The 15343-nt window shown below is 72.2% G+C and carries 13 protein-coding genes; 4 read left to right on the top strand and 9 right to left on the bottom strand.

What is annotated here, in order from left to right; all coding sequences use genetic code 11:
- Positions 1-47 precede the first annotated feature (47 nt).
- Positions 48-1313, bottom strand: coding sequence for an ATP-binding protein (locus AB0G79_RS23595; protein ID WP_360809501.1), 1266 nt, complete (start codon positions 1311-1313; stop codon positions 48-50).
- A 44-nt stretch (positions 1314-1357) separates the two neighbouring features.
- Positions 1358-2035, bottom strand: coding sequence for a response regulator transcription factor (locus AB0G79_RS23590; protein WP_360809499.1), 678 nt, complete (start codon positions 2033-2035; stop codon positions 1358-1360).
- A 460-nt stretch (positions 2036-2495) separates the two neighbouring features.
- On the opposite strand from AB0G79_RS23590, the gene AB0G79_RS23585 reads away from it, so the two are divergent.
- Positions 2496-4022, top strand: a complete 1527-nt coding sequence (locus AB0G79_RS23585; RefSeq protein ID WP_360809497.1) for an oligopeptide:H+ symporter — start codon at positions 2496-2498, stop codon at positions 4020-4022.
- Between the two features lie 69 nt (positions 4023-4091).
- Here the strand turns inward: AB0G79_RS23585 and AB0G79_RS23580 are convergent, their stop codons facing one another.
- The 6 genes from AB0G79_RS23580 to AB0G79_RS23555 all read right to left on the bottom strand — a co-directional run bounded on the left by AB0G79_RS23580 (position 4092) and on the right by AB0G79_RS23555 (position 9493).
- On the bottom strand, positions 4092-5663 hold the full coding sequence (locus AB0G79_RS23580) for a hypothetical protein (RefSeq protein WP_360809495.1): 1572 nt from the start codon (positions 5661-5663) through the stop codon (positions 4092-4094).
- Between the two features lie 14 nt (positions 5664-5677).
- Complete coding sequence (locus AB0G79_RS23575) at positions 5678-6751, bottom strand: hypothetical protein (RefSeq protein WP_360809556.1); 1074 nt, start codon at positions 6749-6751, stop codon at positions 5678-5680.
- A gap of 92 nt (positions 6752-6843) precedes the next feature.
- Positions 6844-7710: a hypothetical protein gene (locus tag AB0G79_RS23570; protein ID WP_360809493.1), complete on the bottom strand. Its 867-nt coding sequence runs from the start codon at positions 7708-7710 to the stop codon at positions 6844-6846.
- Entirely contained in the window at positions 7710-8450 is a 741-nt protein-coding gene (locus AB0G79_RS23565; protein WP_360809554.1) for a peptidase, read from the bottom strand. Before AB0G79_RS23565 ends, AB0G79_RS23570 begins: the two co-directional genes overlap by 1 nt.
- A gap of 119 nt (positions 8451-8569) precedes the next feature.
- Positions 8570-8989 carry an ATP-binding protein gene (locus tag AB0G79_RS23560; protein WP_360809491.1) on the bottom strand — a complete coding sequence of 140 codons (420 nt, stop codon included), beginning with the start codon at positions 8987-8989 and terminating at the stop codon, positions 8570-8572.
- Between the two features lie 129 nt (positions 8990-9118).
- Complete coding sequence (locus AB0G79_RS23555) at positions 9119-9493, bottom strand: STAS domain-containing protein (protein WP_360809489.1); 375 nt, start codon at positions 9491-9493, stop codon at positions 9119-9121.
- A gap of 249 nt (positions 9494-9742) precedes the next feature.
- Here AB0G79_RS23555 and AB0G79_RS23550 point away from each other — a divergent pair, with 249 nt between their 5' ends.
- On the top strand, positions 9743-10627 hold the full coding sequence (locus tag AB0G79_RS23550) for an RNA polymerase sigma factor SigF (RefSeq protein WP_360809487.1): 885 nt from the start codon (positions 9743-9745) through the stop codon (positions 10625-10627).
- 37 nt (positions 10628-10664) lie between these two features.
- On the opposite strand, the gene AB0G79_RS23545 is transcribed toward AB0G79_RS23550, so the two are convergent.
- Positions 10665-11378: a hypothetical protein gene (locus AB0G79_RS23545; protein ID WP_360809485.1), complete on the bottom strand. Its 714-nt coding sequence runs from the start codon at positions 11376-11378 to the stop codon at positions 10665-10667.
- A gap of 222 nt (positions 11379-11600) precedes the next feature.
- Between AB0G79_RS23545 and AB0G79_RS23540 the strand changes: the two genes are divergently transcribed.
- Both AB0G79_RS23540 and AB0G79_RS23535 read left to right on the top strand, forming a co-directional pair.
- Positions 11601-13187: a phospholipase A2 gene (locus AB0G79_RS23540; protein WP_360809483.1), complete on the top strand. Its 1587-nt coding sequence runs from the start codon at positions 11601-11603 to the stop codon at positions 13185-13187.
- Positions 13188-13298: 111 nt separating this feature from the next.
- Positions 13299-15329, top strand: coding sequence for a S8 family serine peptidase (locus AB0G79_RS23535; RefSeq protein ID WP_360809481.1), 2031 nt, complete (start codon positions 13299-13301; stop codon positions 15327-15329).
- The last annotated feature ends 14 nt before the right edge of the window (positions 15330-15343 follow it).

Here is a 15343-nt window from a genome sequence, read left to right as displayed (position 1 = left end):
CGGCTCGAACCCGTCTGATCCGGCTCGAACCCGTCTGGTCCGGAGCCTCAGCGCACGGGCCGTTCCCGCTCCGTCACTCCCCTGACCTCGCGGCTCAGGAAGAGCGCGAAGACCGGCGGCTGCTGCTGGAGCAGTTCCAGGCGCCCGCCGTCCGCCTCCGCGAGGTCGCGGGCGACCGCGAGGCCGATGCCGGTGGAGCTGCGGCCGCTCACCGCCCGTTCGAAGATCCGCGCGCCGAGGTCGGCCGGGACGCCCGGGCCCTCGTCGGTGACCTCGATCACCGACTGGTTGCCGGTGACCCGGGTCCGTACCGCGACCGTGCCGCCGCCGTGCATGAGCGAGTTCTCGATCAGGGCGGCCAGCACCTGGGCGACCGCGCCCGGGGTGCCGACGGCCCGCATGCCCTGCTTGCCGGAGCGGACGATGGCGCGGCCCGCGCTGCGGTAGGCCGGGCGCCACTCCTCCAGCTGCTGCTTGACGACCTCGTCGAGGTCGAAGGCGACGGCGGAGCCCGTCCGGGGGTCGCGGGAGTTCGTGAGGAGCCGCTCGACGACGTCGGTGAGCCGCTCGACCTGCGTGAGCGCGATCGTCGCCTCCTCCTTGACCGTCTCCAGGTCGTCGGCGAGCGCGACCTCCTCCAGGCGCATGGAGAGCGCGGTCAGGGGCGTACGGAGCTGGTGGGAGGCGTCGGCGGCGAGGCGGCGCTCGGCGGTGAGCATCCGGCCGATGCGCTCGGCGGAGGCGTCGAGGACGTCGGCGACGCGGTCGAGCTCGGGGACCCCGTACCGCTTGTGCCGGGGCCGGGGGTCTCCGGAGCCGAGCCGTTCGGCGGTCTCCGCGAGGTCGGTGAGCGGCGAGGCCAGCTTGTCCGCCTGGCGTACGGCGAGGAGCACGGCGGCGACGACGGCGAGGAGCGCCACGGCGCCGATGATCAGGAGGGTGCGGCCGACCTCGGCCATGATCGCGGAGCGGGGCTCCTCGACGATCACCGTCTCGCCGCGCTCGCCGACGGCCTCGCCGCTGATGACCTCGCCGGTGGGGCGGGTGCCGATCTCGATCGGGTCCCGGCCGGGGATCATGATGCGCGCGTACCGCTTGGCGCCGCTCTGCTCGGCGAGGATGTCCGGGTTGACCGGCTCCCCGCCGATGAGGCGGCTGTCCACGATGGAGACGATCCGCACCGCCTCCGAGTCCACGCTCTCCCGGGCGCTGCTGGAGATCGTGCGGGTCTCCACGATGACGAGGGAGACGCCGAAGACGGCGATGACGACGAGCACCACGGCGAGCGTGGAGTTGATCAGGCGGCGGCGCATGGTGGGGGACCTACCGGCAAGTGGGGGGGCGGAGGAAGAGGGGCTCAGCTCTTCTCGAAGCGGAAGCCGACTCCCCGCACGGTGGCGATGTAGCGGGGGTTGGCGGCGTCGTCCCCGAGCTTCTTGCGGAGCCAGGAGATGTGCATGTCGAGGGTCTTGGTGGAGGACCACCAGGTGGTGTCCCAGACCTCGCGCATCAGCTGGTCGCGGGTGACGACCCGGCCGGCGTCCCGGACGAGGACCCGGAGCAGGTCGAACTCCTTCGCCGTGAGCTGGAGCTCCTCGTCGCCCATCCACGCGCGGTGCGACTCGACGTCGATCCGCACGCCGTGGGTGGAGGGGGCGACGACCGGCTCGGTGGAGCCGCGCCGGAGGAGGGCCCGGACGCGGGCGAGGAGTTCGGCGAGACGGAAGGGCTTGGTGACGTAGTCGTCGGCGCCCGCGTCGAGTCCGACGACCGTGTCGACCTCGTCGGCCCGGGCGGTCAGGACCAGGATCGGGACCGTGTGGCCTTCGGCGCGCAGCCGCCGGGCGACCTCCAGGCCGTCCATGCCGGGCAGGCCCAGGTCGAGGACGACCAGGTCCACCCCGCCCTGGAGGCCGGTGTCGAGGGCGGTGGGGCCGTCCTCGCGGACCTCGACCTCGTATCCCTCTCTCCGCAGGGCGCGGGCCAGCGGCTCCGAGATGGATGCGTCGTCCTCGGCGAGCAGTACACGGGTCATGGGGTGATGGTAGTCCGCACGGGTGGCGGGCCGGGGCGGGTTCCCCGGCGGCGGCGCCCGGGGCACCGCCTCCGCCGCGGACTGCCGGGTGACCCCTGGGGATCTTGTGGGCATCCTGCTCATGACCTTCGAATGCCCTTCCGTGGTTGCGTTGTTACCTGTGATCCATCTCTCAAGTCCTTCCATATCCGGCACTGTCGTGTCGTATGGTGTCGAGACGTCTGTAGCGGTAATCGGGGACCTATGGCCTGCTTCGTGCGCCGAGGTCCTCTTTCTGCGTGAGGTCGGCATCGCCGAACCTTGAAGACGGTGAACGACCTGTGGGCCGGGTTCCGGGACGCGATGACGCGATTCCCGGGGCGTGGATCCCGGTGGAGTCCGACGGCTCCTCCGGTGCCGGCCTCCCCCACCGGGCGCATCACGCTCACAAGGCGAGCGTCCCGACAGAGCAAGGATCGACATGGCGTCCAGCCTGACGACGGCTTCGACCGGAACCCCTGGGTCCGGTTCTGAGAAGACGTTCTTCGGCCACCCCCGTGGTCTGGCCACCCTCTTCATGACCGAGATGTGGGAGCGCTTCTCCTACTACGGCATGCGGGCCCTTCTGGTGCTCTACCTGGTCTCCGGCGGCGCGGACGCGGCCACCGGCACCCAGGGCGGCGGCCTGGCGATGACCGCGGCCACGGCCACGGCGATCTACTCCGTGTACGTGTCGATGGTCTACCTCATGGCCATGCCCGGCGGCTGGTTCGGCGACCGCGTCTGGGGCGCCCGCAAGACCGTCGCCATCGCCGGTTTCGTGATCATGGCGGGTCACTTCTCGCTCGCGATCCCCGGCCAGGCGATGTTCTTCGTCGGTCTCGCGCTCGTCGCGGCCGGCTCCGGTCTCCTCAAGGCCAACATCTCCACGATGGTCGGCCACCTCTACGACGGCCCGGACGACCCGCGCCGTGACGGTGGCTTCACGCTCTTCTACATCGGCATCAACCTCGGTGCCTTCGTCGCGCCCTTCGTCGTCGGCACCGTCGGCGAGAAGGTCAACTGGCACCTCGGCTTCGCGCTCGCCGCGGTCGGCATGGGCCTCGGTCTCCTCCAGTTCCTCCTGGGCACCAAGAACCTCAGCCCGAAGAGCAACGTCGTCCCGAACCCGCTCTCCCCGGCCGAGCGCAAGAGCATCCTGGTCAAGGTCTCGCTCGTCGCCGTCCTCGCCGCCGCCTTCTACGGCGTCGTCGTGGCCCTGGGCATGTACACCCTGAACTGGGCGCTCGTCCCGATCACCCTCGCGGGTCTGATCATCCCGGTCGCCGTTCTCGTCCGCATCAAGCGCGACAAGGACCTCGACAAGACCGAGCAGTCGAAGATGACCGGCTACATCTGGTTCTTCGTCGCCGCCGCCGTCTTCTGGATGATCTACGACCAGGGTGGCTCGACCCTGTCGCTCTTCGCCGACGGCAAGACCGCCGACACCGTCTTCGGCTTCGGCTTCCCGGCCACCTGGTACCAGTCGCTGAACCCGCTCTTCGTGATGGCGCTCGCGCCGGTCTTCGCGTGGCTGTGGCTGTGGCTCGCCCGCAAGAACCAGGAGCCGAACACCATCGTGAAGTTCGCGATGGGCCTGGTCCTCGTCGGCGCGTCCTTCTTCGTCTTCATCGTCCCGATGAACATGGCCGGCGACGGCACGAAGGTCTCCCCGATGTGGCTGGTCTCGATCTACATGATCCAGACCATCGGTGAGCTGTGCCTCTCCCCGGTCGGCCTCTCGGTCACCACGAAGATGGCGCCGCAGAAGTACGCCTCCCAGATGATGGGCGTCTGGTTCCTCGCCGTCACCGCCGGTGACTGCACGACCGGTCTGCTCTCCCTCGCCGGTGTCGACCTCAACGGCACAGGGATCATCGCGATGGAAGCCGGCTTGGCGGTCCTCGCGGGCTTCGCGGTCTTCATGTACCGCAAGAAGGTCCAGTCGCTCATGGGCAGCGTCCACTGACGCCCGTGTGACACGCGCGAAGGCCGCCGCACCGGTTCGGTGCGGCGGCCTTCGCCGTTTCCGCGGCCCTTACCGCCGCAGGCGCGCCCACGGGGTGAAGGTGAACACCGCGCCGCCGAGCAGGATGACCGTGCCCGCGACGAGGGCGAGGGCGCGCAGGGCGCCGTCACCGCCGGAGCTGCCGGTCTCGGCGAGGTTCCCGCCGGTGTCGGAGGACCCGCCGGAGCCGGTGGTGCCGCCCGAGCCGGTGGTGCTGCCCTGGGTGGTCGTGGAGCCGGTCGTGGTGGCGCCGGTCGTGCCGCCCGCCTGCTTGCTCGTGTCGAGCGTCAGGGAGACGGGGGCTGTGCCCTTGACGGTGCAGGGGACCTTGAGCTCCTGCCCCGCGAGGTTGACCGTGATGGTCAGGGTCCCGGGTGAGAGCGTCGCCTTCCCGGTCGCGCCGGGGCGGTACGTCCCCGTCATGTCCTCCAGGTTGACCGGGGCGCCCGTCTTGAGCGCGGTGCCGTTGGGCTTGCCCGTGACCGTGACCGTGCCGCTGTCCGCCCCGCCGACCGTGATCGCCATCGAGGGCGTGAGGGCGCCCTTGTCGAGGTCGGCCGGGCTGTCCATGACGCCCTTGCCGGTCTTCACGGTGAGGTCGTAGACACCGCCGTTCTTCTTGGCGTTGATCGTCACCTTGGACTTGATGTCGCCCGAGGTGCCCATCGTGCAGCCGTAGGTGACGACGACCTCCTTGCCCGGGAAGTCGGTCCGGCCGCCGCTGCCGCCGCCGGTCGCGGTGCCGCCCGCGGTGGCCGTGGAGCCGCCTCCGGAGGTGCTCGTGGCGCTCCCCGAGCTGCTCGTCGACCCGCCCGTGCTGCCCGTGCCGGTCGCCGAGCCGCCGGACGTCGTGGTGGTGCTGCTCGCCGAGCCGCCGGAGGTGGTGGTCGTGCTGCTGCCCGCCGAGCCGCCGGACGTCGTCGTGCTCGTACCGCCCGAGGTCGTGCTCGTACCCCCCGACGTGGTCGTCGTGCTCGTACCGCCCGAGGTCGTCGTCGTACCGCCCGAGGTCGTCGTACCGCCCGAGGTCGTCGTACCGCCCGAGGTCGTCGTGCCGCCCGAGGTCGAGCCCGTGCCGTCCGTGACCTTGATCTTCGCGGCGACCGGGACCTGCTCCTTCGGCGTGCACTTCGTGTCCGTCGAGATCGGCCAGTTGACGTTGATGTTGTACGCCCCTGGCGTCAGGGTGACCTCGCCCGCCTTGGTCAGCTTCACCTTGCCGCGCATCTCGGACAGCGGCATCGGGCTGTTCTTCGGCACAGGCGGGTTCTTGCGCGGCCCCACCATCTCGACGGTGCCGCTCGCCGCGCCGCCCAGCGTCACGACGCCGGTCGGCTGCACGCTGTCCGCCTTGAGGTCGAGCTTGTCGGGGTTCTTCGACGCGCCCTGGATCATCTTCCAGACGACCTCGACCTCGTCGCCGACCTTCGCCTCCGCCGGCGCCGTGAGCTCCACCTTCGTCGTGCCCTCGATGGGCGGAAGCTGGGCGATCGGCGGCGGGACGCACTCCGTCTTGTACGAGACCTCGGCGGCCTGCGCGGGGCCGGCGGCATACAGGATTCCCGCGCCGCCGAGCATCAGCGCGACGCCGGCCGCGCTCATCCTCCGTTGCGTACTCACGCCTGTCCTTTCGTCGTCGGGCTGCTGCTCTCTGGCGCTGACGGTGCGGAGTCAGGGCTGAACCACGGCAGGACCGTGGTCGGTTCGCCGTCCGGGTCCGCCGGGACTCCCCCGGCCGCCGGGGCGGCGGCGGGAAGGGCGGACACGGACGGACGTGCACGGGTCCGTGCACGGGTACGGGTGGAGGTGCGGGCACGGGTACGAGTGCGGGCACGCGTGCGCGTACGGGCGCCGGTCGCGGGTCTGACCCGGTCCACGACGGCCATGCCGATGCGGAACAGGGCGGCCGGGACGACCACGGCGAGCAGCAGCCAGAAGAGCGTCACGCCCCAGGGCCTGCCGACCCCCCACGGCTGCTCGACCAGGACCTTGCCCGCGTAGCGGACGGAGACCTGGTAGTCGCCGTGGGCGCCCGCGGAGAGTTCGGCGGGGAGCCGGACGAGCGCCTTCTTGCCGGGGGCGATCGTGCCGGTCCACTGGCGTTCCTCGTACTGCGGCGCGAAGACGCCGTGGCTCGTGCCGACCTCGAAGACCGGGTCCTTGACGGGCGCCGAGCCGAGGTTGCCGACGGTGAAGACGATCTCCCGGCGCGGGGGCGCGCCGAACCAGACGAGGAGGCCGCTGGAGCCGTCGAGCCGGACGGCGGCGAGGACGGCGAGGCGGCCGTTGCCGGAGACCTCGGGGAGGGGGGCGGTGGGGTGCCCGGCGACCACGAAGGCCTTGTCGACGGCGTCCTGCTGGCCGGTGAGTCCGGCGACGTGCACCACGCACGGACAGGGCTTGGGCGGTTCGGAGACGGGGAGCTTCGCGCTGAAGCCGCCCCGGGAGTCGACCGTGGCGGCCCGTCCGTCGCCGTTGGCGCAGGCGTTGGTGCCGCCGATGACGCCGGCCTCGGGGGTCGCCTGGCCGCAGACCAGGAGCATCAGGAGCGCGCCGGGCTTCCAGCCGCTGCCGCTGACGGTGAGCGTGCCGCCCTTGCCGCCCTCGGTCGCGGAGAGCTCGACGACGGGCCCGGGGGCCGCTGTCGCGGGGACCGCGGGCAGCAGGGCGAGGGCGAGCACGGCGATCAGGGCCGCGGCCGTCCGCGGCCACCCCGTCCGTGACCACCCCGTCCGCGTCGTCCACGTCGGCCGCGTCACCGGCCTCGTCCGCCTCGTCCGCCTCATGTTCTCGCTCCCGCCGACGCTCGCTGGGTACGGGCCCTGCCACGCCGCGCCCGTACCCCGTACGCCCCGGCCCCGGCCGCCGCGAGGAGCACCCCGGCCGTGCCCGCGAGCGCCGGGCCGGAGGCGAAGGCGGCCTCGGCGCGGGCTGTGGCGGGGGTGGCGCCGGGGGCGGCGGCGGTCAGCAGGACGGTGACGGAGTCGAGGGCGGGCGGGTCGGGCCAGGGTTCGGTACGGGTCGCGCGCTCGCCGGGGCGCAGGGTGAGGGGCAGGGCGCGCTCGGGGCGGTCGAGGACCGTGCCGAGGAGGCCCTCGGCGCGGACCGCGAGGGTCGGCGAGGCGAGGACGGTGCTGCCGCGGTTGACCAGGGTGTAGCGGAGGGCGCGGGCGGCCCGGTCGACGCTCACGTCCTCGACGGTGAGCGCGGCCAGGCGCGGGCCGCTGACCCGCAGGCGCAGCGAGACGCTCACCTCGCGGCCGTCGGCAGCCGCGCGGACGGTGCCCTCGTGGTCGCCGGGCGGGGTGTCCGCGGTGACGGTCACGGCGAAGGGCACGTCGGCGCGGGTCCTGGCGGGCACGGTCACCGTCCGCGCGGCGAAGGCCACCGGGGTGCCGTGGCCCGTGAGGCGGACGGTGAGCGGGGCCGCGCCGGGGTTGGACAGGGACAGCGTGTCCTGGAGGACGCTGCCCACGGGGCCCTCCAGGTAGGCGTACGGCCGTCCGGCGGCGGGCTCCGCCGTCCACGCCCGAGCGGCGGGGGGCGCCGCCGCGACCGCGCCCAGGAGGGCGGCCGCGACGGCGGCGAGGGCGTGGGCCGGGAACCGCGCCCTCCGCCCGGGCCCCGGGCGGGTCGCAGCCGCGCGCATCAGCGTGCCGTGCGCCGCGTGAGCCAGAGGACTCCGGCGGCGCCGGTCAGCACGACGGTGCCGCCGAGGGTCCCGAGGGCCATGGCGGAGTCCAGCGGGCCGGTCTTGGGGAGCTCGTTCGAGCCCGAGCCCGAACCGGACCCGCTGCCCGAACCGGACCCGCTGCCCGAACCGGAGCCGCTCCCGGAACCGGACCCGCTGCCCGAGCCCGAGCCGCCGCCCGCGACGCCGGTCACGTCGAGTTCGAGCGAGGGCTTGGGGTTGTTCTTCGGTGTGCAGACGGCCGCGTCCATGCCGAGGGCGTTGACCGTGAGGACGCCGGCCGTGAAGGTGACCTTGCCGTTCTTCTTCGGCGTGTACGTGCCGGTGAGGGTCCCGATCTTGATCGGGGTGTCCTTCGGGATGGCGGCGCTGTTCGGCACGCCGGTGACCTTGAGCCTGCCCGAGTCGGCGCCGCCGAGCACGAGTTCGGCGCGCGGCTTCATGACGCCCTTGGCCAGCTCGATCGGGCTTCCCGAGACGCCCTTCTCGAAGGACATCGTGATCGTGTAGCCGCTGCCGCTCTTGACGGCCTTGACGTCGACGGGCGAGACGGCGCTGTTGGGCCCGATCTTCGTCTCGCAGGCGTAGCTCACGTCGACCACGGCCGCGTGCGCTCCCGGCGCCCCGATCAGCACGGTCGCGCCCGCCACCGCGGCCGCGGCCGCGAGGCCGGCGGTCGTTCTCCCCCGGTTCGTCACCTTGGACACCCCGAACACCCCTCACCGCAACATAACTGACGGTCTTTCAGATTGGCCGTCAAGGTACGCCGGGGGCCCTGAGGAGGGAAGCCGGTGGAGCGGGTGAAGTTGTGAAAGTCCTATACGGGTGCGGCCAGTTCGGCCCAGACGGTCTTGCCGGGGGCACCCGGGACCCGCTCGATGCCCCAGTCGAGGCAGAGCCGCCGCACGATGAACATGCCGTGCCCGCCGGGCCGTCCGGCCCGGTGCGGGGTGCGGGGCGCGGGGTTCCCCGCCCCCCGGTCGGTGACTTCGAGACGGACGACCTGGTGCCTCCGTACGACGCGAAGGCTCTCGGGCCCCTCGGCGTGCAGGCAGGCGTTGGTGACGAGTTCGGAGACGACGAGCAGGACGTCCTCGGCGGCCGCCCTGCGGTCGGCGGTGGCCGCCGGGAGCCAGCCCCACTCGTGCAGCGCCGAGCGCGTGAAGTCGCGGGCGAGCGGGACGGTGCCGCTGGTCTCGCCGAGGGCGAGCGTACGGGCGTCGGAAGGATGGTCCATCAGCGCTTCACCTCACCGATCGACGAGACAGAGGGGGCGGACGTGTGGGTCCTGGGGGTGCGGGCCCCGGGGGGCTCGCGGAGCGCGGAGAGGGCGCGGGCGGGGGTGCCCGTCCGGACGCGGCCCTCGTCAGCCGGGCGGGAGCGCCGTCGCGAGCGTCTCGTGCAGCGTGAAGACGGCGTCCGCGCCGGTGATCCGGAAGACCCGGGCGACCGCGGGGCGCATCCCGACGAGATGGACCCCGCCGCCCGCGGCGTCGGCCCGCAGCCGGGCGCCGAGCAGCACGTTGAGTCCGGTCGAGTCGCAGAAGTCGAGCGCCGAGCAGTCGACGACGAGCCGCGAGCGGCCCGCGTCGAGCGCGGCCTCCAGGGGTGTCCGCAGGAGCGCCGCGGTGTGGTGGTCGAGCTCACCCGCCGGTACGAGGAGTTCGCTCTCCGCGTCCAGGGTCCTGGCCTCGACCCGCAGCCGCGCGGGCTGCCCGCTGTCGATGTGCTCGCGGTCCATGGACGTCCCTCTCCCTCGCTCTCACGGATGCCGACTGACGCGTCCCGACCCTACAAGCGGGGCCCGCCTCGGCGCACATGCCGTCCCCCACAAACCATCCCAAAGCGGAATATTGGTACTTGCAACCATCGCCGTTGACCAGGTAGGGCTAGAAGGGAACACCGCGCTGGACCCCCCACAGCGCGTCCGACACGACCGGCCTCGGAGGCGCCGCACACCGCAGCGGAAGCACCACGAAGGAGACGAACCATGTCACCCCGGCTCGACGCCCCGCACACCCCCCACGCGCCGTCGACGATCCCGCACCTCCCCCCGACGACCCCGTCCCTCCCCCTGACGGGGCCGGACGGGACCGCCCCCGGACCCGACGACGCGCGGGCGCTCTCCAAGGAGCTCTTCGCCCGCCTCGCCGTACTGGAGGAGGGCACCCACGAACACGCGTACGTCCGCAACACCCTCGTCGAACTCAACCTGGCCCTGGTGAGGTTCGCCGCCGCCCGGTTCCGCAGCCGCAGCGAGCCGATGGAGGACATCGTCCAGGTCGGCACGATCGGGCTCATCAAGTCCATCGACCGGTTCGAGCTGTCCCGCGGGGTCGAGTTCCCCACCTTCGCGATGCCGACGATCATCGGCGAGATCAAGCGCTTCTTCCGGGACACCTCCTGGTCCGTGCACGTGCCCCGCAGGCTCCAGGAGCTGCGGATCGACCTGGCCAAGGCGGGTGACACGCTGACCCAGCGCCTCGACCGCGCCCCGACCGTCGCCGAACTGGCGGAGGAGCTCGGGATCACCCCGGACGAGGTCGTCGAGGGCATGGCCGCGGGGAACGCGTACACCGCGGCCTCGCTCGACGCCACGACCGACGAGGACGACACCGGCAACGGCGAGCGGGCGCTCGCCGACCGGATCGGCTACGAGGACCACGGCCTCACCGGGATCGAGTACATCGCCTCCCTCAAGCCGATGATCGCCTCGCTGCCCGCCCGCGAACGGCTGATCCTCTCCCTTCGCTTCGTCTCCGGGATGACCCAGTCCGAGATCGGCGCCGAGCTCGGCATCTCCCAGATGCACGTCTCCCGGCTGCTCTCCCGCACCCTGGCCCGGCTCCGCCGGGGACTCACCGTCGAGGAGTGACCTGGGGCCTGTCCGACCCTGATCCGCCGGACACGCCCTAGCCGCGCTTGACCTCCGTGATCCGCAGGTCCGGGTCGGCCACCGCCCCGAAGGGCTCGATCACCGGCCCTTCGGGGCCGCCGACGATCTCCAGGGCCGCCTGGGAGTCGATCCGCAGGTCCACGCGAACGACGGGGGCGCCTCCCCGGGCGGGCATGGCGTGGACGCGGGAGGCCGGGTAGTCCAGCTTCAGGAGCGCGGCGCGCAGCGCCTGCGCGTCGGCGACGCCCTTGCCGCCCAGGCCCTCCCGGATGCGGTCCGCGTGCCTGCCGGTGATGCACCGGATCTCGGCGTCGAGCGGGACCTCCGTGTAGTCGCGTGGTTCGAGCGGGGAGTTGTAGTCCACGGGAGGCCCCTCGGACGAGTCCGGGTCGGGGCCGATGCCGTCCTGGGTGGGCGGCGGATTGTCGGGGCCGTAGCCGCCGTCCACGAGCTCCGCGTCGGACTCGGGGAACTCCGACGGGCGGCCGGGCGGGGTCACCCGGCACTCGTTGTTGATCGCACGGACGACCTTGGTGAAGCGCCTGAGGGAGGCGGTGTCCTGCGCGGTGGCCGTGGCGCTCGGGCTCGCCGTGGCGCCGACCGGACGGACGGTGCCTCCCGCGGAGCCCGGCGTCGCGCCCGTACCGGTCGTCTGGGAACCGCACCCGACCAGGGCGAGAGAGGCGAGGCCGGCGGCGGCGAGGGCGGTGGTGATGCGGTGGATTCTCATGCCCTCATCCTGTTCGGCGGCCTCCGACGGCCACATGAGTACGGGTACTCAAGTCACCCCCCTACGGGGGTAACACCCTTGCGCCTAGGGGCCCCTGAGTGGTCATCGGGGGCATTGCAGGGCTTGTCACGGCGTCCATAAAGTCCGGGCAATCGATCACAACGGATCGGTCCAGACGGGAGAGAAACCGTGCGAAGAAGTGTTGTCCCTGTAGTCGCCGCCGTGTCACTGGCGCTCCTGCTCCCCCAGGCCCCCACGGCCTCGGCCACGGAGGAACCGCCGGCCCAGCCGCAGACCACGGGCGTCATCAGCGAGGTCGGCCCGGGTACGTACCAGTCGGACGACGACCAGTTCCAGCTCACCGAGAACGACGTCCCGATCAGCCTCATGGGCCGCACCCACATCGTCTCCGGCGCCGGCGCCGGGGTGGCGCAGGCCCTGGACGCGCCGACCACCCGCAGCGACCTCGGCGTCTTCGGTCCGAGCTGGCAGGCCCAGTTCCTCGGCGGCCAGCTCAACCGCCAGCTGTCGCAGGGCTCCGGCTTCGTCACCACCAAGGACCTCGACCTCAACGACTCGGTCCGGTACAACCTGACCGACTCCCTCGCTCGCCCCGACGGGGGCAGCACCACCACGTACACCGCCGCCGACGGCTCCACGATCGTCGTGAACAGCGTCTGGGACGACCTCCTCGGCCAGATGGCCACGACGGCCACCGAGACGCAGAACGTCGACCTCACCGTGGCCCCCACCGGCGACGACGCGCCGGTCACCGCCGCCGGCACCGCGTACGCCGCCGCCGACCTCAAGCCGAAGGTCACCTGGAAGCAGGTCGGCACCGGCGCCGACAACTGGCGCGTGAGCGGCGTCGGTTCCACGGCGACCAAGATGAGCACGGTCTCCTACGACACCGCGGGCCGCGTCAAGCAGATCAACGAGCCCGCCCGCGGCGAGACCGCCGCCCAGACGGTGAAGGTCACCTACGCGACCGTCACCACCGCCTCCGGCAGCACCCTCGGCGACGTGGCCGGCCAGGTCAAGGACATCAGCGTCACCTCCGGCGCGACCGTCGAGACCCTCGCCCGGTACTCGTACGACGGCGCGGGCCTCCTGACGAAGGTCAGCAACCCGGCCGCCGGCGCGGACCTCAACACCTACACGTACGACGGCATCGACCGCGTCACCTCCCTCACCTCCGAGGACGGCGCCCGCTGGGAGCTGGCCTACGCCGGCGAGGCGGTCGCACCGAGCGCGACCGAGACCACGGGCACGGTCCCGGTGCCCGGCAGCACGGCCACCGGATCGCCGAGCCAGGACCAGCCCGAGGGCGTCGCCCCGGCGGCCGAGGACTTCTCCGGCTCCGAGATCAACGACCCGTACGCGTACCCGAGCCAGTGCTCCACCGCCTACACCTGGATGCGCTACTCGCGCTCCGGCTGCTCGACGAAGGTCGCGCACTACGGCTGGCGCAACCCCTTCTGGACCAAGACGCCGACCGGCACCTCGGTCCGCGGCATCTACTACGACCACTGCACCACCGCGCCCGACAAGCCGCTCGGCTACGACTTCCGCGCGGCCTGCGACTCGCACGACTACGGCTACGGCACGATCGGCAACGCCTACAAGGGCTACCGCTACTACCTGGACAAGTACAAGGGCTGGCAGGCCGACGCCGAGTTCTGGAACCTGCTCTACAACAAGACCTGCCCGAAGTACTGGACCACCGGCGCCTGCCGCAAGATCGCGAACGTCTACTACGGCTTCGTAGCGGTCATCGGCCGCGCGAAGAACGGTGCCTACGCGACCTGATCGCAGGCAGCACCACACCCCCGCAGTAAGGAATCCGGGGGCGGAAGGCGAGACGCATGACTGACATGCCGCCAACCGCCCCCATTCTTTTGCCCACTTGGGAGACAAGTCATGAAAAGTCCCGCATGGAGAGCGGCCCTCGGTGCCGCGGCAGCCCTCCTCCTCGCCGCCACACCCGCCACCACCGCCCTCGCCGACGACCTCACGCCGACCGCCGACGGACCGGTCCCCGCGGCCCTCTTCGACCAGGCCGCCGCCGACGGGACCGTACGCGTCAACGTCGTGACGCAAGCGCGCACCGACCTCGCCTCCGCCGACGACGCGGGCACGACCGTCGTCTCGTACGACACGCTCCCGATGGTCACCCTGCGCGTCACCACCGCGGGACTCCAGGAGCTCAACGCCAAGGCCGGCGTCGTCCGCGTCACCGAGGACGTCCCCTCGCCGCCCAGCCTGAACGAGTCGACCGTCAAGATAGGCAGCGACAAGACCGCCGCCGCCGGGAAGACCGGGGCCGGGACCGCCGTCGCCGTCCTCGACACCGGCGTCGCGACCCACCACCCCTTCCTCGGCAACCGCGTCACCACCGAGGCCTGCTTCTCCGTCAACGACGACACCTACAACGCCACCAGCCTCTGCCCCAACGGCGCGAACGTCCAGGAGGGCGCGGGCAGCGCCGACGCCGACGCCGGCCCCTGCGCGACCCTGGGGACCGCCTGCTCGCACGGCACCCACGTCGCCGGCATCGTCGCCGGAAACGGCACGGGGATCACCGGGTCGCCCACCCGGGGCGTCGCCCCCGGCGCCCAGATCATCGCCCTCCAGGTCTTCTCGAAGGTCGACAACGAGGAGTACTGCGGCGCGGGCAACGCCCCCTGCGTCCTCAGCTTCACCAGCTCCCAGATCAAGGCCCTGGAGAAGGTCCAGGCCCTGAAGAGGGCCGGCACGAACGTGGTCGCCGCCAACATGAGCCTCGGAGCCGGGCGTTACACCGCCGCCTGCGCCGCCGACCCGCGCAAGCCGGTCATCGACAGCCTGCTCTCCGAGGGCGTCGCGACCGTCGTCGCCGCCGGGAACAGCGGCTTCACCGACGCCGTCGCCGCCCCCGGCTGCGTCTCCTCCGCGATCACCGTCGGCTCCACCACCGACGACGACCAGCTGTCCTCCTTCTCCAACCGGGGCCCGCTCCTCGACGTCCTCGCACCCGGCACGAGCATCGTCTCCTCCGTCCCCGGCGGCGCGTACGGCAGCAAGAACGGCACCTCGATGGCCGCCCCGCACGTCGCGGGCGCCCTCGCCGTCCTCCGCCAGGCCCACCCGACCAAGACGGTCGCGGAGCTGGAGACCCTGCTGAAGTCGAGCGGGACCCCGATCACGTACACCGGCGCGACCACCCCGCGCATCGACGTCAACGCCGCCGTGACCGGCGGCACCGTCGCCCCGCAGCCCGACCCGGCGCTCCCCAACTGGGACAACTGGAACACGGTCCCGATCCCGGACCCCGGCGTCGCCGAGTCGTCGATCGAGGTCACCCGCGACCGCCTCGCCCCGGCCCGGCTCCTGGTGGAGGTCGACGTCAGCCACTCGTGGACCGGTGACCTCGACATCGACCTCGTCTACCCGGACGGCGCCACCACGCCACTGCGCCGCGCCTCCGCCACCGACAACGTCGGCGAGATCTACCAGACGTACGAGGTCGACGCGAGCGCCCACCAGGCCAAGGGCATCTGGAAGCTCCGCGTCAACGACAAGTCGGCCGGCTCCAGCGGTCACATCGTCGGATGGACCCTGCACTTCCCCTGGTTCGCCGACTGGACCGAGCGTCCGATCGCCGACCTCGGCTCGGCCGAGTCCCCGGTGGTCGTCGGCAGCAAGCTCGGCGGCAACGCCCCCACGAACACCCGGGTCGTCGTCGACGTCCACCACGTGTGGCGAGGTGACCTGAAGCTGGAGCTCGTCGCTCCGGACGGCCGGGCCTACCTGCTGCGGGCGGCGGCGCCGAAGGACAGCGGCACCGAGATCCACGAGACGTACGTGGTCGACGCGAGCGCGTCGCCGACGCGGGGCACGTGGAAGCTGCGCGCCACCGACACGGCGGCGGACGGAGCGGGATCCATCATCGGCTGGACCCTGACCTTCTGACGCCCGTTCACGGC

The sequence above is a fragment of the Streptomyces sp. NPDC020807 genome (genome assembly GCF_040641575.1).
GTDB lineage: Bacteria > Actinomycetota > Actinomycetes > Streptomycetales > Streptomycetaceae > Streptomyces.
Note: the sequence above shows the minus strand (reverse complement) of the source record. Positions and strands in the feature narration are given on the sequence as shown.

What these genes read in the sequence shown, in the direction of transcription:
- AB0G79_RS23555 (WP_360809489.1), bottom strand. Translation starts at nt 9,493, where the DNA reads ATGGACCGCGAGCACATCGACAGCGGGCAGCCCGCGCGGCTGCGGGTC.
- AB0G79_RS23535 (WP_360809481.1), top strand. Translation starts at nt 13,299, where the DNA reads ATGAAAAGTCCCGCATGGAGAGCGGCCCTCGGTGCCGCGGCAGCCCTC.
- AB0G79_RS23545 (WP_360809485.1), bottom strand. Translation starts at nt 11,378, where the DNA reads ATGAGAATCCACCGCATCACCACCGCCCTCGCCGCCGCCGGCCTCGCC.
- AB0G79_RS23570 (WP_360809493.1), bottom strand. Translation starts at nt 7,710, where the DNA reads ATGCGCGCGGCTGCGACCCGCCCGGGGCCCGGGCGGAGGGCGCGGTTC.
- AB0G79_RS23560 (WP_360809491.1), bottom strand. Translation starts at nt 8,989, where the DNA reads ATGGACCATCCTTCCGACGCCCGTACGCTCGCCCTCGGCGAGACCAGC.
- AB0G79_RS23595 (WP_360809501.1), bottom strand. Translation starts at nt 1,313, where the DNA reads ATGCGCCGCCGCCTGATCAACTCCACGCTCGCCGTGGTGCTCGTCGTC.
- AB0G79_RS23585 (WP_360809497.1), top strand. Translation starts at nt 2,496, where the DNA reads ATGGCGTCCAGCCTGACGACGGCTTCGACCGGAACCCCTGGGTCCGGT.
- AB0G79_RS23550 (WP_360809487.1), top strand. Translation starts at nt 9,743, where the DNA reads ATGTCACCCCGGCTCGACGCCCCGCACACCCCCCACGCGCCGTCGACG.
- AB0G79_RS23590 (WP_360809499.1), bottom strand. Translation starts at nt 2,035, where the DNA reads ATGACCCGTGTACTGCTCGCCGAGGACGACGCATCCATCTCGGAGCCG.
- AB0G79_RS23580 (WP_360809495.1), bottom strand. Translation starts at nt 5,663, where the DNA reads ATGAGCGCGGCCGGCGTCGCGCTGATGCTCGGCGGCGCGGGAATCCTG.